The organism is Maricaulis alexandrii (assembly GCF_005871165.1).
In the GTDB taxonomy this organism is placed as follows: domain Bacteria; phylum Pseudomonadota; class Alphaproteobacteria; order Caulobacterales; family Maricaulaceae; genus Maricaulis; species Maricaulis alexandrii.
On record NZ_SWKP01000005.1, the window covers coordinates 520,661 to 540,668 of the forward strand.

16 protein-coding genes are annotated in these 20,008 nt (G+C 63.1%); 14 read left to right on the plus strand and 2 right to left on the minus strand.

The genetic code is table 11. From position 1 onward, the window contains the following. The first annotated feature begins 82 nt into the window (after positions 1-82). Positions 83-994, plus strand: coding sequence for an acyl-CoA thioesterase (locus FCS99_RS05840; protein WP_138511242.1), 912 nt, complete (start codon positions 83-85; stop codon positions 992-994). A gap of 94 nt (positions 995-1,088) precedes the next feature. Here the strand turns inward: FCS99_RS05840 and FCS99_RS05845 are convergent, their stop codons facing one another. Continuing rightward, positions 1,089-2,261 (minus strand): acetyl-CoA C-acyltransferase, encoded by a 1,173-nt coding sequence (locus tag FCS99_RS05845; protein WP_138511135.1) that lies wholly within the window; start codon positions 2,259-2,261, stop codon positions 1,089-1,091. 359 nt (positions 2,262-2,620) lie between these two features. Here FCS99_RS05845 and FCS99_RS05850 point away from each other — a divergent pair, with 359 nt between their 5' ends. The 8 genes from FCS99_RS05850 to FCS99_RS05885 all read left to right on the plus strand — a co-directional run bounded on the left by FCS99_RS05850 (position 2,621) and on the right by FCS99_RS05885 (position 13,862). Continuing rightward, positions 2,621-3,934, plus strand: coding sequence for an acyl-CoA dehydrogenase family protein (locus tag FCS99_RS05850; protein WP_138511136.1), 1,314 nt, complete (start codon positions 2,621-2,623; stop codon positions 3,932-3,934). Between the two features lie 143 nt (positions 3,935-4,077). After that, positions 4,078-5,547, plus strand: a complete 1,470-nt coding sequence (locus tag FCS99_RS05855) for an MFS transporter (RefSeq protein ID WP_138511137.1) — start codon at positions 4,078-4,080, stop codon at positions 5,545-5,547. A gap of 27 nt (positions 5,548-5,574) precedes the next feature. Next, positions 5,575-6,732, plus strand: coding sequence for a thiolase domain-containing protein (locus FCS99_RS05860; protein WP_138511138.1), 1,158 nt, complete (start codon positions 5,575-5,577; stop codon positions 6,730-6,732). Next, a complete protein-coding gene (locus FCS99_RS05865) occupies positions 6,729-7,127 on the plus strand; it encodes a Zn-ribbon domain-containing OB-fold protein (protein ID WP_138511139.1) in 399 nt (132 codons plus the stop codon). Before FCS99_RS05860 ends, FCS99_RS05865 begins: the two co-directional genes overlap by 4 nt. A 2-nt stretch (positions 7,128-7,129) precedes the next feature. After that, complete coding sequence (locus FCS99_RS05870; RefSeq protein WP_138511140.1) at positions 7,130-8,338, plus strand: acyl-CoA dehydrogenase family protein; 1,209 nt, start codon at positions 7,130-7,132, stop codon at positions 8,336-8,338. 14 nt (positions 8,339-8,352) lie between these two features. Beyond that, positions 8,353-9,468 carry an acyl-CoA dehydrogenase family protein gene (locus FCS99_RS05875; protein WP_138511141.1) on the plus strand — a complete coding sequence of 372 codons (1,116 nt, stop codon included), beginning with the start codon at positions 8,353-8,355 and terminating at the stop codon, positions 9,466-9,468. Continuing rightward, entirely contained in the window at positions 9,465-10,778 is a 1,314-nt protein-coding gene (locus FCS99_RS05880) for an MFS transporter (protein ID WP_233352673.1), read from the plus strand. Before FCS99_RS05875 ends, FCS99_RS05880 begins: the two co-directional genes overlap by 4 nt. Positions 10,779-10,946: 168 nt before the next feature. Further along, the gene (locus FCS99_RS05885; protein WP_171036252.1) at positions 10,947-13,862 is read left to right on the plus strand and encodes a TonB-dependent receptor plug domain-containing protein; all 2,916 of its coding nucleotides are present in this window, start codon (positions 10,947-10,949) and stop codon (positions 13,860-13,862) included. A gap of 83 nt (positions 13,863-13,945) precedes the next feature. Here the strand turns inward: FCS99_RS05885 and FCS99_RS05890 are convergent, their stop codons facing one another. Beyond that, positions 13,946-15,202 carry a TetR/AcrR family transcriptional regulator gene (locus FCS99_RS05890; protein ID WP_138511143.1) on the minus strand — a complete coding sequence of 419 codons (1,257 nt, stop codon included), beginning with the start codon at positions 15,200-15,202 and terminating at the stop codon, positions 13,946-13,948. 266 nt (positions 15,203-15,468) lie between these two features. Between FCS99_RS05890 and FCS99_RS05895 the strand changes: the two genes are divergently transcribed. From FCS99_RS05895 to FCS99_RS05915, 5 genes are all read left to right on the plus strand, one after another. Further along, positions 15,469-16,518: a phosphotransferase family protein gene (locus FCS99_RS05895; RefSeq protein WP_138511144.1), complete on the plus strand. Its 1,050-nt coding sequence runs from the start codon at positions 15,469-15,471 to the stop codon at positions 16,516-16,518. A 45-nt stretch (positions 16,519-16,563) separates the two neighbouring features. Next, positions 16,564-17,325 (plus strand): SDR family NAD(P)-dependent oxidoreductase, encoded by a 762-nt coding sequence (locus tag FCS99_RS05900; RefSeq protein ID WP_138511145.1) that lies wholly within the window; start codon positions 16,564-16,566, stop codon positions 17,323-17,325. Beyond that, a complete protein-coding gene (locus tag FCS99_RS05905) occupies positions 17,322-18,158 on the plus strand; it encodes an SDR family NAD(P)-dependent oxidoreductase (RefSeq protein ID WP_233352674.1) in 837 nt (278 codons plus the stop codon). The genes FCS99_RS05900 and FCS99_RS05905 overlap by 4 nt, the downstream gene beginning before the upstream one ends. 68 nt (positions 18,159-18,226) lie before the next feature. Continuing rightward, positions 18,227-19,174: an aldo/keto reductase family protein gene (locus tag FCS99_RS05910; RefSeq protein ID WP_138511146.1), complete on the plus strand. Its 948-nt coding sequence runs from the start codon at positions 18,227-18,229 to the stop codon at positions 19,172-19,174. After that, positions 19,171-19,947: a thioesterase family protein gene (locus FCS99_RS05915; RefSeq protein WP_233352675.1), complete on the plus strand. Its 777-nt coding sequence runs from the start codon at positions 19,171-19,173 to the stop codon at positions 19,945-19,947. The genes FCS99_RS05910 and FCS99_RS05915 overlap by 4 nt, the downstream gene beginning before the upstream one ends. Positions 19,948-20,008: the final 61 nt, after the last annotated feature.

The following is a 20,008-nucleotide window of genomic DNA, read 5'->3' on the forward strand; positions in this document are numbered from 1 at the left end:
CACCGTACCGAAAGCTGGAAATTTGTGACGGGCCGGTCCACATTTGTCATGAAACGTAATGGCAGAAGGGGGCGGGCTCGCCATGGATGGGGCTGAACACGCTGAGACTCCGAAAAAGCGGCGCCGGCCGACACCGCAGGAACTGGCGACCGGCCTGGTCCATCTCCTCGATGTCGAGGAGCTGGATGTCGACCTGTATCGCGGCGCCCGCAATCCGGGCGGCAAGGGGCGGGTGTTCGGTGGCCAGGTGATCGCCCAGGCCCTGCAGGCGGCGGTGCGCTCGGTCGAGGCCGACCGGGTCGCCCATTCCCTGCACGCCTATTTCATGCGGCCGGGGGACGAGGATTTCCCGATCATCTATCGCGTCGAGCGCGACTATGACGGCGGCAGTTTCTCAAACCGCCGCGTCATCGCCATGCAGCGCGGCAAGCCGATCCTGAACATGACCTGTTCCTTCCACCGCCATGAGAAGGGGCTGGAGCACCAGTTCGAAATGCCCAAGGTCGTCGGCCCGGAAGAGCTGCGCACCGAAGCGGAAATCTTCGCCGGGCTGAAGGGCCAGATCGATGACCGCCTCTACAAATTCCTGACCCGCGCCCGCCCGTTGGAGCTGCGCCCGGTCGAGGTCTGGAACCCGATCGACCCGGATCCGCGCGATCCGGTCCGCAATATCTGGTTCCGTGTCGGGGGCGATATCGGCGATGACAAGCTGATGCACCGCGCCGTGCTGGCCTTTGCCTCGGACATGGCGCTCCTGTCGACCTGCATGCAGCCGCATGGCGTGTCCTGGATGACCCGCAAGATGCAATCGGCCAGCCTCGATCACGCGGTCTGGTTCCACGATGATGTCCGCATGGATGAATGGCTGCTCTATTCCACCGACAGTCCCTGGTCGGGCGGCGGGCGTGGCTATAATCGCGGTTCGATCTTCAATCGCGAGGGCAAGCTGGTCGCCTCGACGGCCCAGGAAGGCCTGATCCGGGTCAAGGACTGATCCGCGCGCCGTTCCGGCAGACCTGGATCCGCAAAGAAAAAGCCGCGCTCCGGACGGAGCGCGGCTCTTCTGTGCGGGCGTCGGCTGTGAGGTCCTACAGGACTTCGAGCAGGCCGGCTGCGCCCATGCCGCCGCCCACACACATGGTGATGACGACGTATTTGGCGCCCTGGCGCTTACCTTCGATGAGGGCGTGGCCCACCATGCGGGCGCCGGACATGCCATAGGGGTGACCGATCGAGATCGCGCCGCCATTGACGTTCAGCTTGTCGCCCGGAATGCCCAGCTTGTCCTGGCAGTAGAGGACCTGGACGGCGAAGGCTTCGTTGAGTTCCCACAGGCCGATATCGTCGACGGTGAGGCCGAAGCGCTCGAGCAGTTTCGGAACGGCGAAGACCGGACCGATACCCATTTCGTCCGGCTCGGTGCCGGCAACGGCCATGCCCATGTAACGGCCCAGCGGAGCGAGACCGCGCTTGGCAGCCAGTTCGGCTTCCATGACCACGCAGGACGAGGCGCCGTCGGAGAGCTGCGAGGCATTGCCGGCGGTGATCGTGCCGCCTTCGATGACGGTCTTCAGGCCCTGCAGGCCTTCCAGCGCCGTCTCCGGGCGATTGCCCTCATCCTTTTCCAGTGTGACTTCCTGCATGGAGGTCTCGCCGGTTTCCTTGTCGACGACATATTTGGTCGACTTCATCGGCACGATTTCATCGTTGAACTTGCCGGCGGCCTGGGCGGCAGCCGTACGCTGCTGCGATTGCAGGCCGTATTCGTCCATGCGGTCGCGCGAGATGCCATAGCGCTTGGCGACGACTTCCGCCGTCTGCAGCATCGGCATGTAGATATCCTTGTGCATGGCGACCAGTTCCGGGTCGGGCTGCACGCGCATTTCCTTGGTCTGGACCATGGAGATGGATTCCACGCCGCCGGCGACAACGACATCCATGCGGTCGACGATGACCTGTTTGGCGGCGGTGGCGATCGACATCAGGCCGGAGGAGCACTGACGATCCATCGACATGCCGGCGACCGAGGTCGGCAGGCCGGCGCGCAGGGCGGCGGTGCGGCCGATCGTGTGCTGGACGCCCTGCAGCAGGGCGGCGCCATAGACCACGTCCTGGACTTCGGCCGGATCAATGCCGGCGCGCTCGACGGCTGCGGCAATCGTGTGGCCGGCCAGGGTCGGCGACGGCGTGGCGTTGAAGGCGCCGCGATAGGCTTTGCCGATCGGCGTACGGGCAGTGGAAACAATGACGGCATCACGCATGGGTTTTCCCTCGTTCTGTCACTAGCGGGATTGATGAGCGGGGCGCGCCGTCGACCGGCGGCGGTCCCGGCTTGCGGGGCGGTATTCGAAGACCAGGCTTGGCCGTGCGTTCTGTTTTGTCCTGGCAGTCAGCATGGGTCTCGATCCGGTTTTTCCCCGGCAAGGGTGAGAGGAGGTTTTAGTCGCCGATCACGGTTGCCTGCAAGCGAAAACCGGACCCTTTCTTCAAATTTCCGCAGAACCGGGGCGACGCTTCAAATTGTTATGCCAAGTATGCACGCCATGGCAGGCTCTTGTCGGTTTTCAAAAAACAGGTATGCTCATACCAAAGATACGAAGAATACATTGGGAGGCAGGCAATGGCCTGGGATTTTGAGACCGATCCGGAGTTTCAGGAGAAGCTCGACTGGATGGATGGCTTCGTTCACGACAAGGTCGAACCGATTGCCCATCTCGGCTTTCATCCGGCCGATGTGAAGAACCCGAAACACCGGGCGATTATCAAGCCCCTGCAGGAGGAAGTGAAGGCCAAGGGCCTTTGGGCCTGCCATCTCGGCCCCGATCTCGGCGGCAAGGGCTATGGTCAGGTCAAGCTGGGCCTGATGAACGAGATTCTCGGGCGCTCGCCCTTTGCGCCGACCGTGTTCGGCTGCCAGGCGCCGGATACCGGCAATGCCGAGATCATCGCCCACTACGGCACCGAGGAACAGAAGCGCCAGTATCTGGAGCCCCTGCTCAACAATGAGATTGTCTCGGCCTTTTCCATGACCGAGCCGCAGGGCGGGTCCGACCCGCTTCTCTTCACGTGTTCCGCCGTCGAGGATGGCGATGAATGGGTGATCAATGGCGAGAAATGGTTCTCCACCAATGCCAAATGGTCCGAATTCCTGATCGTGATGGCGGTGACCGACCCGGATGGTGAACCCTATCGCCGCATGTCCATGTTCATCGTGCCCACCAAGACGCCGGGCGTGGAGATCGTCCGCGATGTGGCGGTCTACGGTCAGCAGGAAGGCTCGGAGGGCTATGTCCGCTATACGGATGTGCGCGTGCCCAAGGATCACCTTCTGGGTGAGCGGGGCGGCGCCTTCGTGATTTCCCAGACCCGTCTGGGCGGCGGCCGGATCCACCACGCCATGCGCACGGTCGGGTCCTGCAAGCGCGCCCTCGACCTGATGTGCCGCCGCGCCATGTCGCGCCGCACGCGCGACGGGGTGATGGCCGACAAGCAGATGGTCCAGATGCAGATTGCCGACAGCTATATCGAGCTGGAGCAATTCCGCCTCTTTGTCCTGAAGACGGCCTGGATGATCGACAAGTACAAGGACTACCGGAAGGTCCGCAAGGATATCGCCGCGATCAAGGCGCTGATGCCGAAAGTCTATCGCGACATTGCCGGTCGCGCCCTGCACCTGCACGGTTCGTTGGGCGTTTCGCCGGAAATGCCCTTTGCCGGCCAGGTGATCGGCTCCTACGTGATGGGCATCGCCGATGGCCCGACCGAGGTCCACAAGGTCACGGTCGCGCGCCAGCATCTGCGCAATTACCGGAATATCTCCGACGCGATTTTCCCGGACTATTCCATTCCGAACATGAAAGAGGCCGCGCTCGAGAAATACGGCGATCTCGCCGATACCGTCCGTGACCTGGCCGAACAGGTCGGCGCGGACTGACACAGAACGATCCGGGGTGGTGCTGGGCTGCCCCGGAAGACGACGCCGGAAAACCGGCGCGTTGATGACAATGGGGAGGAGGGCGATGCCGGCGACGGGGCCGTACGGGATCGCACTTCCGCAAAAATATTTGTGGAGACCACATGACTGATACGGCTTCGCCGACGGATGCGCCACCGCTGAAATTTCACACCAAATTCCTCTATGGCCTGGGTTCAATGGCCTATGGAATCAAGGATTTGGCCTTCCGTGTTTTCCTGCTCTACTACTACAATTTCGTGGTGGGAGCGCCCGCGGCCCTGGTGTCGGCGGCGATCATGGTGGCCCTGGTCATCGACGCCTTCTCCGACCCGATCGTCGGGCAGATTTCCGACAATTTGCGCACCAAATGGGGGCGACGGCATCCGCTGATGTATCTGTCGGCGATCCCGGCCTCGCTGTCCTTCTTCTTCCTGTGGGTGCCGCCGGCGGGCCTGGAGGGCACATCCCTCTTCATCTATCTCGTCGTGCTGGCCTCGGCGGTGCGGACTTTCATCACGCTCTATGAAATCCCCAGCTCCGCGCTCGCGCCGGAATTGGCGACCGATTATGACGAGCGCACCACGATTGCCGGCTATCGCTTCTTCTTCGGCTATATCGGTGGGATCGGCCTTTATGTCCTCTCCCTGGTCCTGCTCTTCCCGCCGACGCCGGAACACCCGTTCGGCATCACCAATCCGGCCGGTTACCTGCCCTTCGGCATTCTGGGATCGGTGATCATGATCTCGACCGTGCTCCTGTCGACCATGGGCACGCACCACCGGATCAAATACATGCGCCAGCTCTCGGCGCCGCAGCGCCGGAACCCGCTTCAGACCCTGATGCTGATGCGCCAGACCTTTTCCCACAAAGGCTTCCTGGCGATCCTGGCTTTCGGTGTCCTGAAATATACCGGGCTGGGCATCACCTCCGCGCTGGCCCTCTATTTCGGCTCCCTGTTCTGGGAACTGACCTCGGGGCAGCTGGCCATTCTCGCTGCCGATGCGGCCTTGGGCGCCACGCTGGCCCTGGCGCTTGCGCCGCGCCTGTCCAAGAAGCTCGGCAAGAAGGGGGCGGCCTTCGTGCTGGCGCTGACGGCGATCCTGTTCACCTGCGCACCCTATGTGCTGCGCCTGCTCGGACTGTTCTTCGAGAATGCCAGCCCGGCCCTGCTGCCGGCCCTCTTCTTCCTGTCGGCAATCTACACGATGTGCGGGATCTCTTCCGCCATTCTGGTGCACGCCATGATCGGCGATGTCATTGATGACAGTTCCTTGCGCACGGGACGCCGCGCCGAGGGCCTGTTCTATGCGGCCAATTCCTTCATGCAGAAATGCTCGTCCGGTCTGGGCGTGTTCATCGCCGGTCTCATGCTGTCCTTGGTCGGCATGCCGGACGGCGCCCGCCATACCGGTGTGGATCCGAATGTGATCGTGCACCTGGTCCAGCTCTACATTCCGGTGATCGCCGTTCTCTACCTGGTCGGGGCCTTCTTCCTGCGTTTTTACAAGATCGACCGGGCGAGCCATGAGGCAAACCTGGCCTCGATCCGGGCCAAGGAAGCGGCCGAGATCACCGAGAACACCACGTCATGAATTGTGCAACGACCCATGGGAGCGACAATGTCCCTGCGTAACGCCGCCTATATTGCCGGTGCCTTTGAACACCCCACCCGTCTGGCCCCCGACAAGACGACGCCGCAGCTTCACGCCGAATGTGCGGCCGGAGCGCTCGCCGATGCCGGGCTCACCATCGAGGATGTGGACGGGTATTTCTGCGCCACGGATGCGCCGGGTTTCGGTCCGATCTCCATGGTGGATTATCTCGGCCTGACGGTGCGCCACACGGATTCCACCGAGATGGGCGGCTGTACCTATATCCAGCACGTCGCCCACGCCGCTGAGGCCATCGCGGCCGGCAAGTGCAAGGTGGCGCTGATCACGCTGGCCGGGCGTCCGCGGTCAGAAAATGTCATGCGCTTCCGTCCGGGGGCGCCGGAACAGGCGTTCGAGCAATGGATCGGTCTGACCAATCACACTTCCTACGGGATGTGCGCGGTCCGGCACATGCACGAGTTCGGCACGACGTCTGATCAACTGGCCTGGATCAAGGTCGCGGCTTCGCATCACGCCCAGCACAATGAACACGCCATGCTGCCCAAGGTGGTCACGGTGGAGGACGTGCTGGAAAGCCCGATGATCGCCGATCCGCTGCACCGGCTCGATTGCTGCGTGACCACGGATGGGGGCGGCGCGCTGGTCGTGGTGGCGCCGGAGATCGCGAAAACCCTCAATCGCCCGATGATCGCCCTGCGCGGGGCGGGCGAGGCGACGAAAGGACCGTCCGGGGGGCTGGGGCTCGACCTGACGGTGTCCGCCGCGGCCCGTTCGGGCCCGGCGGCTTTCGCCGAGGCGGGCGTGACGCCGGCCGACATCAAATACGCCTCCATCTATGACAGCTTCACCATCACCGTGCTGATCCAGCTGGAAGACCTTGGCTTCTGTGCCAAGGGCGAGGGCGGCAAGTTCGTCGCCGACGGCAATCTGATATCCGGCACGGGCAAGCTGCCCTTCAACACGGATGGCGGCGGTCTGTGCAGTAACCACCCCATGTTCCGCGGCGGTATCACCAAGGTGATCGAGGCCGTTCGCCAATTGCGCGGTGAAGCCCACCCCGCCGTCCAGGTGCCCAATTGCGACCTGGCCGTTGCCACCGGCATTGGTGGTTCGCTGGGGGCCCGTCACGGCGCCGCCACCGTTATCCTGGAGCGTCAGTCATGAGCGATCGCAAGCTTCCGGCCCCGCAGCCCAATGCGGAAACCGAAACCTTCTGGGACGCCGCTTCGAACGGTGTGCTGAAGATCAAGCGCTGCGGTGATTGCAACCAGGCGCACTATTATCCGCGGGCGATCTGTCCGCATTGCGGCTCGGCGAAGACCGGGTGGATCGATACCGCGGGGAGCGGCGAGATCTACTCGGTGTCCGTCATGCGCCGTGGCGAAGGGGCCCCGTTCGCGGTGGCCTATGTCACCCTCGATGAGGGTCCGGCCATGCTCACCAATATCGTGGCCGATGATCTCGACAGTCTGGCCATCGGCCAGCGCGTCGAGGTCGTTTTCACACCGACAGAAGACGGGGCTCCACCCGTTCCCATGTTCACACCAAGGGGAGGCTAGTCATGGCGACTGCAGAACTCACCAACCCGGCTGATGCCCTGGAGGATTTCCGCAAGGAAGCCGCTGACTGGCTGGCCGAGAATTTCCCGAAATCCCTGGTCGGCAAGGAAAACGTCCTCGCCACCGTCGAGGGCGAGGCCAAGGCCGATCCCGACGCCAAGGCCTGGAAGAAGGCCATGGGCGACAAGGGCTGGGGCACACCGACCTGGCCGAAAGCGTATGGCGGCGGCGGGCTGAGCTTCAAGGAAGCCCGCGTCTTGCAGGAAGAAATGGGCAAGATTGGCGCCTGGAACCCGATCGGTGGCATGGGCGTCATGATGCTCGGGCCGACGCTCCTGGAATTCGCCTCCGAAGAGCAGAAACAGCGCCACATCCCGCCGATCTGCCGCGGCGAGATCCGCTGGTGTCAGGGCTATTCGGAACCGGGTGCCGGTTCCGACCTGGCCAGCCTCCAGACCAAGTGCGAGGACAAGGGCGACCATTACCTGATCAATGGCCAGAAGACCTGGACCTCCGGTGGTCAGTGGGCCGACTGGTGCTTCGCCCTGGTGCGGACCGATACCACCAAGAAGCATGAAGGCATTTCCTTCATCCTGCTCGACATGAAGACGCCGGGCGTCGAGGTGAAGCCGATCCGCATGATTTCCGGCTCCTCGCCCTTCTGCGAGACCTTCTTCACCGATGTGAAAGTGCCCAAGGAAAACCTGGTCGGCGAGCTGGGCCAGGGCTGGACGATCGGCAAGCGCCTGCTCCAGCACGAGCGCACCAATCTCTCTGGAGGTGGCTCGATGAGCCGCGGTCAGGGGCCGTCCCTGTCCGATATCGCCAAGCATTATGTCGGCGTCGACAGTGAAGGCCGGATCGCCGATTCCGAGCTGCGCACCAAGATCATCAAGCATGAGATGGAAGCCAAATCCTTCCAGCTCACGGCGCGCCGCGTGATGGCGGAGTCCAAGGGCGGGAATATCTCGCTGGCCTCTTCCATCCTGAAGAATGTCGGTGCCCGCATCACCCAGGAACGCGCCGAACTGACCCTGGAGATGATGGGGATGAACGGTCTGGGCTGGGAAGGTGACGGCTTTAATACGGCCGAGCTCGGCGCTACGCGCGGCTGGCTCTGGGGCAAGGCGGTGTCGATCTATGGCGGCACCACCGAGATCCAGAACAATGTCGTGGCCAAGCGCATTCTTGGCATGCTGGACCACCAGTAGGGGAGATTGAGACAATGGCTGTCCTGAACGAAGAACAGACCATGCTGCGCGACATGGCGCGCGAATGGTCGAAGAATGAATCGCCGGTCTCCGCCTTCCGCAAGGTGCGCGATGCCGGTGAAGCGATCGGGTTCGACCCGGCCGCCTTTGCCGCCCAGGCCGAGATGGGCTGGACCGGTGTCATCATCCCGGAAGCCTATGGCGGGTCCGATTTCGGCTATCTCAGCCTTGGTCTCGTGCTGGAGGAAACCGGTCGTACCCTGACCGCCAGCCCGCTCGGTACGACGGCCCTGGCGGCCACCAGCGCCCTGCTGCTGGGTGGTTCGGAAGACCAGAAACAGGCCTGGCTGCCGAAGATCGCCAGCGGTGAGGTCATCGCCGCCCTCGCGGTCGATGAAGGTCCGCGCCATGATCCGACCCAGATCGCAGCCAAGGCGGACAAGTCCGGCGATGGCTGGACGCTCAGCGGTGAAAAGGCCTTCGTGGCCGAGGGCGACAGCGCGCATCTCTTCGTGGTGGCCGCGCAGACCGGTGACGGCGTCGGCCTCTTCCTGGTGCCGGGCGATGCGTCCGGCGTCACGCGCAAGCCGCGCAAAATGGTCGATGCCCGCAGTCATGCCGCCGTATCCTTTGACGGGGTCAAGCTGGGAGCCGATGCTCTGATCGGTCCGGCCGACGGCGCCGACCTGCTCGACCAGGTCCTGGACCGCGCCCGGGCCGGGACGGCCGCCGAAATGCTGGGCCTTTCGGTGCAGGCTTTCGAGGACACGCTGGCCTATCTGAAAACCCGCGAGCAATTCGGTGAGATCCTGTCGCGCTTCCAGGCGCTTCAGCACCGCATGGCGCACCAATTCACCCAGATCGAGCTGATGCGCTCGGCCGTGGAAGGCGCGCTGGAGGCCATTGATGCCGGCCGGGATGATATCGCCCAGCTGGCCTCGCTGGCCAAGGCGACGGCCTGTGACACCCTCCACCTGGTCTCGCGCGAGATGATCCAGCTGCATGGCGGGATCGGCATGACGGATGAGCATCATGCCGGCTTCTACATCAAGCGGGCCCGCATCCTGGAGAATGCCTGGGGCAATGCCTCTTTCCATCGGGAGCGCTATGCGCGCCTGCGTGGGTATTGAGCCAAGACCCGTCTTCCACGCTCCCGCCCGACGCGTCCGCGCGCCGGGCGGGCCGCGTCGAAAATCGCGAACGGGCCTATGACCGCTTCGTCGAAGGCAATCTGAGGCGGAATTATTTCGCGCACTTCACCCACGGCATGCTGGGCATGACGGGGTTCCGTCTGATCTTCGCACCGACCTTCGTGCCGGCCTATCTGCACATGCTGACCGGCTCGGCCTTCTGGGTCGGCATGGGCCAGGCGCTGATCCAGGCCGGGGCGATTGCCTCGCCGATCATGGGGGCGGCCCAGATCGAGCATCGCCGGCATGTGATGCCGGCCGCCATGACCATCGGCGTGATGATGCGCGTCCAATTGCTGGGCCTGGCGCTGGCCGGCTGGTTCCTGACCGGCTCGCTCCTGCTCGCCGCCACCTTTCTCTTTCTCTTCCTGTTCGGTTTCTTCCTGGGCTCGCAGCGCGTTGCCTTCCAGGTCGTTCTGGCCAAGGTGATCCCGATCCGGTTACGGGGTCGATTACAGGCCTGGCGCAATCTCGCCGGCGGGGCGATCGCGGCCGGCCTGTCCTGGTGGGCGGGCGTGTACCTCATCGGGCCGAACGTCTTCGGCAATGGCTATGCCACCACCTTCATGATGGCTTTCCTGCTGACCAGTGCCGGCCTGGTGACGCTTTACGTCTTCATGCGCGAGCCCAGCAGTCCGACGGTGCGCGCGCAGATGCCCTTCATGGAGCGCCTGAAAGAGTTTCCAGTCCTGCTCGAGGATCGCGACTACCGCAATTTCCTGATTGCCCTGGTTTTCGCGACGATGGGCCGGATCGCCATCCCCTTCTGCATCATCCTGGCCGGGCGCCGGATGGATATCGACGGTACGGCCATCGGCCTCCTCTCGCTCGCCTTTCTGGGTGCGGATACGCTGACCAATCTGATCTGGGGCACGCTGGGGGACCGTTATGGCTTCCGCCTCACCTTCATCGGAACGGTCGCACTGTGGCTGATTTCCCTCACCGGCATGCTTTTCGCCACTGCACCCTGGCACTTCCTGCTCGCCTTTTTCGGATTGGGTGCGGCCATGTCCGGGAATATGATGAGTGTGACGACCCTGGTTCTGGAGTTCGGTCACCGGGATGACATCCCGATGCGACTGGCTTTCTCGACCACGGCGGAGACCAGTATCGCGACCCTGGGACCCATTATGGGCGGGGTCGTGGCAAGCGTATTCGGCCTCGTGCCGGTCTTTCTGATTTCGATCGCGGCGCTGGCCGTCGCGCTGGCCGTTCTAGTGTTGGCAGTACGGGAGCCGCGTCATCTGTAGACGCTTTACGTTTACGGAAGCGTTAGGCTGATCGTCCAGTTATATCAAGAAAACCTCGTTATGATTTCTTGACTTGCCCAAAACACATTGCTCTAATCGAATGTGCGGTATGCCAAAAAAACAAGCAACCGCTCAGTCTGGGAGGAGATAATGACTGTTAAGGGTCTAATGCGTGCGACAAGCGCGCTGACTGCCCTTGCGTTGACAGCGGGGCTTGGTGCCACTGCTCTCGCGCAAGACGAAGACGTAATCATCGTTACAGGGTCCGTTATTCAGGGTACGCCCGAGGATGCGGCACTTCCGGTCGACGTACTGTCGGCCGAGGAACTGGCCCGTCTGGGTAACCCGTCACCCGTCGAACTCATCAAGGCCTTGCCGGTTTCCAGCGGGGTCATCGGGGACACGAATCAGTTCGACAGCCGCTCGCAGGCCACGGAAGGCATGGCCTCGGTCAACCTGCGCGGCCTCAGCCCGCAGCGCACCCTGGTCCTGCTCAACAATCGCCGCCTGGTTTCGGCCGGCACGGGCACGCCCTTCGTGGACGTGAACCTGCTACCACATGCCGCGATCGGCCGGATCGAGATCCTGAAGGACGGCGCCGCCGCCATTTACGGGTCTGATGCTGTCGGTGGTGTGGTCAACTTCATCACCCGCACGGGCCAGGATGGCTTCCGCGTGGGCGGCGACTACACCTTCATTTCCGATAGTGACGGCGATTATTCCGTGCAGGCCAGCTTCGGCCAGGGCGGGGATAATTGGGACCTTCTGCTGGCGGCCGGCTATCAGCACCGGTCCGAATTGCAGGCGCGTGACCGCGATTTCGCGGTGCGCCCCTTCGAGGAAAACCCGGAAGGTGGCTGGACCGGTGGCGGCAACCCCGCAACCTTCCTGCCGCTCGGTGTCATCCCGGGCGTCGGCGTGGCTCCGATCGGCGGCCTTCGCGCCGACCCGGACTGTGCCGTCCTCGGCGGCTATGTGACGGCAGCCGGTTGGTGCCGCACGCAGTACACCGGCTTCGACAACCTGGTTGAGGAAGAAGACCGCTTCCAGCTCTACGCCCAGTACAATGTCGACATTTCCGACACCGTGTCCTGGGATCTGAGCGTCCTGTACGGCAATGACGAGATTCCGGAATACCGGACCTCGCCGATGTATCTGCTGACCCAGCCGCCGTCGGCGTCTGTCGGTGGATCGCCGAGTGGCTTCATCGTGCCGGCCAACAATCCGGGCTTCATCCAGATGGTCACGGAAAATCCGGGCTATGTTCCGGCGACGACCGTGGCGGCCCTGTTCCCGACCCTGCTCTTCCGCCCGCTGCTGGCAGGCGGCAACCCGGCCTTCGACAATGATATGGGATCGGCCACCGGCTTCCGCGAAAACGACAGTTTCCGCGTGTCGACCGGCTTCAGCTTCGAAATGAGCGACACGCTCAATTTCGACGTGGCGGCAACCTATCACCGCTTCGAACGCTACTTCACCGGCTATGACAGCTTCGGTGACCGGGTCCAGCTGGCCATGCTCGGCTATGGTGGTCCGAACTGTACGCCGTTTGCCGGTCCGGCCGGGGCGGGTGACTGTATGTGGTACAACCCGTTCGGCAACCAGGCACCGACCAATGCGGTGACCGGTGAAGCCCGTCCGGGTGACGAGCCGAACCAGAACAGCGCTGAGCTGATCAACTGGTTCTTCGTCGAGTCGACCTCCCTGCTGGAGACCGAACTCTTCGTGCTGGATGCCACGTTCAGCGGTGAAACCGGTTTCGAACTGGCCGGTGGTCCGGTCATGTTCGGTGTCGGCGCCCAATACCGCCAGAACACCTTCGCGGCGACCTATGGCGACAACAACAATATCGCCGTCAATCCGTGTCGCGACACGCCGGTCTACGGGAATACGACCTGTAACCCGGCCAATGGTGCCCTGGCCTTCCTGGGGTCCAATGCGAACGCCCGGGCTGACAATGATGTCTACGCCGTCTTCGGTGAGCTTCAGATGCCGATCACGGACGACTTCAACGTCCAGCTGGCCGCCCGTTTCGAAGACTATGGCGGTGGCACGGGGTCGACCTTCGACCCGAAGATCACGGCCCGTTGGCAGATCAATGACACCTTCGCCCTGCGCGGCTCGGTGGCAACGACCTTCCGCGGCCCGCCGGCCCAACAGCTGGCTGATCGCAACGTGACCTCGCTGCAGGTCATCGCATCGAGCTTCCGCCCGGTCGATGTCTACGGCAATCCGAACCTCGCCCCGGAAACGGCGACCAACTATTCGGTTGGTTTCCTGGTGGATACCGGCCCGTTCACGGCCAGCGTCGACTATTTCCGCTATGAGATCGAAGACACCATCACGGTGGAACCGCTCTCGGGCATGGTGGAAACCCTGTTTGCCGATCCGGCGAACTGCACGGATGCAGCCTTTGACGCCCTTCGCGAGCGCTTCCTGTTCAATGATGGCGGCGGTGTCCCGGGTGCGGGTACCTGTGCGGCGTCGAACATCTCGCGCGTTCGCACCAATTGGGTGAATGGCGGCAGCCTGACCAGCTCCGGTGTCGACTTCATCCTGAACTATGACTTCGGTGATGTGGCCGGCGGCCTGCTCAATGCCGGTGTCACGGCGACCTACATGCTGGGCAATGAGCTGGGACCGGAAACGGTCGAAGGCATCCAGGTCCAGGATGGATTTGATGGCGTTGGCTATCTCAACTTCCAGACCACTGCTTATCCGGTGCCGGAATGGAAGCTGCGTGGCTTCGTTGAGTACACCGTCGGGGCTTTCGATGCCCGTCTGACGATGAACTATATCGACAGCTATCGTGACCAGCGTGCCGATCTGGGAACCGGTCCGTTCGCACCCAACCCCTACATCGCCGGCAATCCGGTGTTGATGCAGGGGGCGACGATCGACAGCCAGTTCACCACGGACTTCAACCTGATCTACAATTTCGGCGATGCGACCACCTTCTCGGTCACCGCGCTGAACATCACGGATGAAGACCCGGCCCTGGCCCGTCTCGACTACAACTATGATCCCTTCACGGGTAATCCGCTCGGCCGGATGATCCGCGTCGGCTTCAACACCGAGTTCTAGTCGAACACCAACCGACCAAGAGAAAGGCCCCGGTCATCCGACTGGGGCCTTTTTCTGTGCGGTCAAGAAAAGCGAAGCCGGACCTAGTCGGCGCAGATCGTGTCCGGGTCGGCGAACAGGCCATAGGCCAGCGTCGAGCCGTACAGGGCGAGCGCCTTCTCCGGCGCGATCCGCTGGGCCCAGCTGCGCAGGTCATAGGCGGAGTTCAGCGAGCCCATGATTAGCTGCGAGGCGACCAGCGGGTCGATTGCGCGGATCGAGCCTTCGGTGATGCCGTCGATCAGCATGCCGGCAAAACGGCGCGCCATGCGGTTGGAGCTGTCGATCACATCATTGCGCAACTGGGTCGGCAGGGCCTGCAGGGCCGTCGTCCGCAGCAGCGGGAATTCCGAGTAAAGCTGGGCGTTCAGCAGGGTCGCCATGGAGGACGAGATCTGCTGCCAGTGATCACCATCGGCCCGGGCGGCCGCACGCTGGACCAGGGAAATCCGGCCATAGGAGCGGCTGAAGCATTCCAGGACGAGATCATCCTTGGCTTCCAGATGGTGATAGAAGCTGCCCTTCGTGACATTCAGCTCCGAAGCGATCTGTTCCACCGAGGCGCCCCGATAGCCGCGCTCATTGATCAGGAAGGTGGCGGCGCGGGCAAAATTGCCCGGCATGCCTTCAATCCCGACCTTCAGCGAGCTTTCATCGATCTGCAGCAGGCGCGGCGACCAGGCCGAATCCGGCTTGGCGAAACCATGCTCGAAAATCTCGATCATCCGGTTGCAGACGCGCTCATAGTCACCGGTGGAGTATTGCGAGATCCAGGCCGGCAGCCAGAACATGTTCTGCACCAGGACATGCGCCCGGATCGTGCCCAGCGTCTTCTCGGTCTCCGTCTTGGGCGGCTCGAAGAAGGTGCGCAGCTTGCGGAAGACCTGGATATAGCGCTGGGTCAGGTCGGAATTGAACGGCTCATTGAGGGCGCGGATATCAGAGATGAAGGCGATCGGCCGGTCATTGTCCGTGGCGATCGAGGCCTGCAGGTCGAAGGTGAGCCGGATATAGCGGGCAATCCGCTCGCGCGGGTCCTTGCCCTGGCTGGCTTCCTCGACCAGCGCTTCGATGCGCTGCAGCGAGCGTTCCATCACTGCTGCGGCGAGCAATTCCTTGCGCTTGAAATAATAGGTGATGCTGGTCGTGTTCAGATCGACCAGTTGCGCCACGTCGACAAATGTCATGCCGCGCACGCCGTGCCGGTTGATCAGCAGGGCTGCTGCATCGAGAATCCGTTCGCGTTTTTCCTGGAAACGGCGCGTCTTCGCGTTGTCCGCGGTTTTCGGTGTCGCAATCATATCATTCGCTTAGCAGAGTTCGACGTGACGGTCACGTAAACTGAGAACTGTTCTAGACTATTCCTTGCTTTGGTCATCATAGCAGAAACGGTATGGAAATCTTCCCCGCTTTAAAGTTTCTGTCAAAGAGCTGAGTTCCTAGGTGTTTCAACGCCCAACAACGCATGTGCAGCATACCGGTTCTGATCGTTTACCGAGGAACCGGTATGCTGTAGCCTCCCATCGATACGCCGCACTTGCGAACAAGAACAAGGGAGGACGGGGCGATGGCATCGGATGCTGCAGCGCCGCTACAGGCTGACGAGATCGATGTGGGCAAGCTGGAAGCCTGGCTGGCGACCCGGATTGACGGATTTTCCGGTCCGGTCTCCCTGCACAAATTCCCCGGTGGCCAGTCCAATCCCACCTATCGACTGCAGGCCGGGTCCGCCAACTATGTGCTGCGGCGCAAACCCTTCGGTCCGATCCTGCCTTCGGCCCATGCCGTGGATCGCGAATACCGTCTCATTTCCGCCCTGCACCCGACCGGTTTCCCGGTGGCGCGGCCCCATGCCCTGTGCGAGGACGACAGCGTCATTGGTTCCATGTTCTACGTCATGGAAATGGTCGAAGGCCGCTCGCTCGCCAACGGTCTCCTGCCCGACGAGACGCCCGAGGCGCGCACGGCGATGTATCGCAATCTCGTCTCCACCCTGGCCCAGCTGCACACTATCGACCATGAGGCCATCGGGCTGGGCGATTACGGGCGCCCGGGCAATTTCTTTGCCCGCCAGGTCGGGCGCTGGACCAAGCAGTACCGCGCCTCGGAAACCGACCATATTCCCGAAGTGGAGAAGCTGATCGAATACCTGCCCGACACCGTGCCGGAGCAGGAGCGCGTCTCCATCATCCATGGCGATTACCGCATCGACAATGCCATGTTTGCCCCGGGCGGAACCGATATCCGCGCCGTGCTGGACTGGGAATTGTCGACCCTGGGCGACCCGCTTGCCGACTTCACCTATTTGGCCATGCAATGGTTCCTGCCCTCCGGTCAGGGGGCGGGGCTCGCCGGGGTGGATCATGCTGCCACCGGGATCCCCTCCCTGGAGGAGATGGTGGAGCTCTATTGCGGCCTGACCGGCCGCGACGGCGTGCCCCAGCTGGAATGGTATTTCAGCTACAACCTCTTCCGTCTGGTCGGCATCTGCCAAGGCATCAAGAAGCGCATCATCGATGGCAATGCGTCCAGCGACCAGGCCGAGGCCGCCGCCGCCCGCGTCGTTCCGCTGGCCGAAGCCGCCTGGGATTTTGCCCGCCAGGCCGGCGCCAAATAGCGCCTCAGATCCAAATCCAAAAAAATATCGATAGGGGAGACCTCCATGTCCTTGTTCAGCCTCGAAGGCCGTACCGCCATCATCACCGGCTCCTCCCGCGGGATCGGCCGGGCCATCGCCGAACAGTTCGCGGCCCAGGGCGGCAATGTCGTGATCTCCAGCCGCAAGGGGCCGGTCTGCGAGGAAGTCGCCGACGCCATCAATGAGAAGGGCCAGGGCAAGGCCATCCCCATCCCTGCCAGCATCTCGGACAAGGAGGCGCTGGAAGCCCTGGTCGCCAAGACGCGCGAAGCCTTCGGCAAGATCGACATCTGCGTCTGCAATGCGGCCTCGAACCCTTATTACGGCCCGATCGGCGGAATTTCCGACGAGCAGTTCCGCAAGATCCTGGACAACAACATCCTGTCCAATCACTGGCTCATGCAGATGTGTCTGCCCGACATGATCGAGCAGAAGAAGGGATCGCTGATCGTGGTCTCCTCGATCGGCGGTCTGCGCGGCTCGCCGACGATTGGCGCCTACAATGTCTCCAAGGCCGCCGACTTCCAGCTGGCGCGCAATTACGCCGTGGAATACGGCCAGCACAATGTCCGCACCAATTGCATCGCGCCGGGCCTGATCCGCACCGATTTCGCCAAGGCGCTGTGGGACAACCCCGCCGCCGAGAAAGCCTATAATTCCAGTCACCCGATGCGCCGGATCGGCCTGCCGGACGAGCTGGCGGGCGCGGCGGTCTTCCTGGCATCCGATGCCGGCTCCTACGTCAATGGCCAGATGATCGTCGTCGACGGCGGTTCCACGATATGAGCGCCGCCGCGATGAGCCTGGACGGCAAGGTCGCCCTGATCACCGGGGCGGCGTCGGGCATTGGCCGGGCCGCCAGCCTGATGTTCGCCGAGGCGGGCGCGAAGATCGTCGCCTGCGATCTCAGCGAGGCCGTGAACGAGACGGCACAGGCGGTCCGGGATGCCGGCGGTGAAGTCATGGCCGTCACCATGGATGCCGGATCAGAGCCCGATGTCATCGCCGCCGTGAAAGCCGCGACCGACAGCTATGGCGGACTGGATGTCCTGTTCGCCAATGCCGGGATCACCGGTGGTTTGCGGGGTTTCTTCGAGGGCACGCCGGAGGTGTGGGCCGAGACGCTGCGGGTCAACCTGATCGGCCCCTTCCTGGCCATCAAGCATGGCGCACCGGAAATCATGAAGCGCGGTGGTGGCTCCATCATCTGCACGGCCTCGGTGGCCGGCCTTCGCTTCGGCGCCGGCCCGGCCCAGTATTCGGCCTCCAAGGCAGGCGTGATCAATCTGGTCCAGACCGCCTGCCAGAGCCTGGCGGGCACTGGGGTGCGCGTGAATGCGGTCTGCCCCGGCCTGACCGAGACCGGCATGACCAAGCCGGCCTATGACATGGCCCGCGCCGCCGGCAAGGAACACAAGATCGGCCAGATCAACCCGCTCCGCCGGGGCGGCCAGCCGGAGGAGATCGCCTCCATGGCGCTGTTTCTGGCCTCCGATGCGTCCTCCTATCTCAATGGACAGGCGATTGCCGTGGATGGCGGGCTGTCATCCTCGCACCCGGTCGCGCCGGGTACGGTGCGCGAGGTGGAAGAGGGCCTGAAGACGGTGCGCGAACCATGAGGGGCCGGATCATCACCCCTCCCGCTGGCATCATCCTGCTTTCCAATCCGACCCAGGAGGTCTGACCCATGCAGTACAGACAACTCGGTGACAGTGATCTGAGGATTTCCGAGATCGCGCTGGGCACCTGGCTGACCTTCGGGGTCGGCATCGAGCGCGACCAGGCCATTGCCAGTATCGACAAGGCCTTCGATCTCGGCATCAATTTCATCGATACGGCGAATGTCTATGGAACCGGCGCCGCGGAAAACCTGCTCGGCGAGGCCCTGAAGGACCGCGCCCGCGACAGCTATGTTCTGGGCACCAAGGTCTTTTTCCCGATGGAGGGTGGTGAGTACGGCCTGTCCAGGGCGCAGATCGAGAAACAGCTCGATGCCTCGCTCAAGCGCCTGGGCACCGATTACATCGATCTCTATCAGTGCCACCGCTATGACAAGAACACGCCGCTGGAAGAGACCATGGAGGCGCTCACCGCCGCCGTGAAATCCGGCAAGGTGCGCTATATCGGCTTTTCCGAATGGTCACCCACGAATATCCAGGCCGCCCTTGACCTGGCCGGCGTCGAGAAATTCGTGTCCAGTCAGCCGCAATACTCCCTGCTCTGGCGCCGGCCGGAGGAGAAGGTCATTCCCCTGTGCGCCGCCAACGGGATTTCCCAGGTCGTCTGGTCGCCGCTGGCCCAGGGCGTACTGTCGGGCAAATACCTGCCGGGTCAGCCCCTGCCGGCCGACAGCCGCGCGGCCCATGACACGATGGGTGAGCGCATGGAGCACTGGCTGCGGCCGGAAGTGATCGAGGCGGTCCACGCGATGAAACCCCTGGCCGAGGAAGCCGGTGTCAGCCTGGCACAGTTCGCCCTGGCCTGGGTGTTGCGCGAGCCGAATGTTGCGGCCGCCATTGTCGGTGTCAGCCGGCCCGAGCAATTGGAACAGAATGCGGCGGCATCGGGCCTGAAGATCGATCCGGCCCTGTTTGAAAAAGCCGAAGCCCTGGCAGAGGAGATACCTGCATCGTGAGCCTGGTCGATATCCTGTCCACAGCGGAAACCGGCGATAACAGCCTGGCCGCGCGGATCCCCGATAACTGGATGCAGGGCCGCACGGCCTATGGCGGGCTCAGCGCAGCCCTCGCCTTGGAAGCGGCCTTGCGCTCCCAGGATGATTTGCCGCCCCTGCGCTCCGCACAGATCGCTTTTGTCGGGCCGCTGGCCGGTGAGGTCGAGGTGAAGACCGAGCTTCTCCGGCGCGGCCGGACGGCGGCCTTCATCGAGGCCAATGTCTATGGCGATGGCAAGCTGGGTCTGAAAGCGCTCTTCGTCTTCATGACGGCGCTGGAGTCTTCCATCGACTATGCCGATACGGCCCGGCCGGAGGCCCCGGACTTTGCCGACGCGGCTCCCGCGCCGACCCATCCGGATCCGAAATTCTTCACCAACAACATGGAATTCCGCCATGCCCTGCCGATCGAGGAACGGCATGCGCCGGACTTCATGCGCTGGGTGCGGCTGAAAGAGCGCGACGGGCTTCATCCCATGGTCGAGATGATGGCCATTGGCGACGCCATGCCGCCGGCGGCCATGGCCCTGTTCAAACAGCCCGGCCCGATCAGTTCCATGACCTGGCAGGTCAATCTGCTCACGCCGAACCCGGTGACGACGGATGGCTGGTGGCTGACCCGTTCGACGGCCGATCTGGCGCGGGAGGGCTCCTCCAGCCAGGTCATGCAGGTCTGGAATGCCGATCGCACCCCGGTCATCACCGGCATGCAGAGCGTCGCGATCTTCGTCTGACCCGACCGTCTCGGACGAACAACAAAAAACGGGCGGTCCCTTCAAGGGGCCGCCCGTCTTG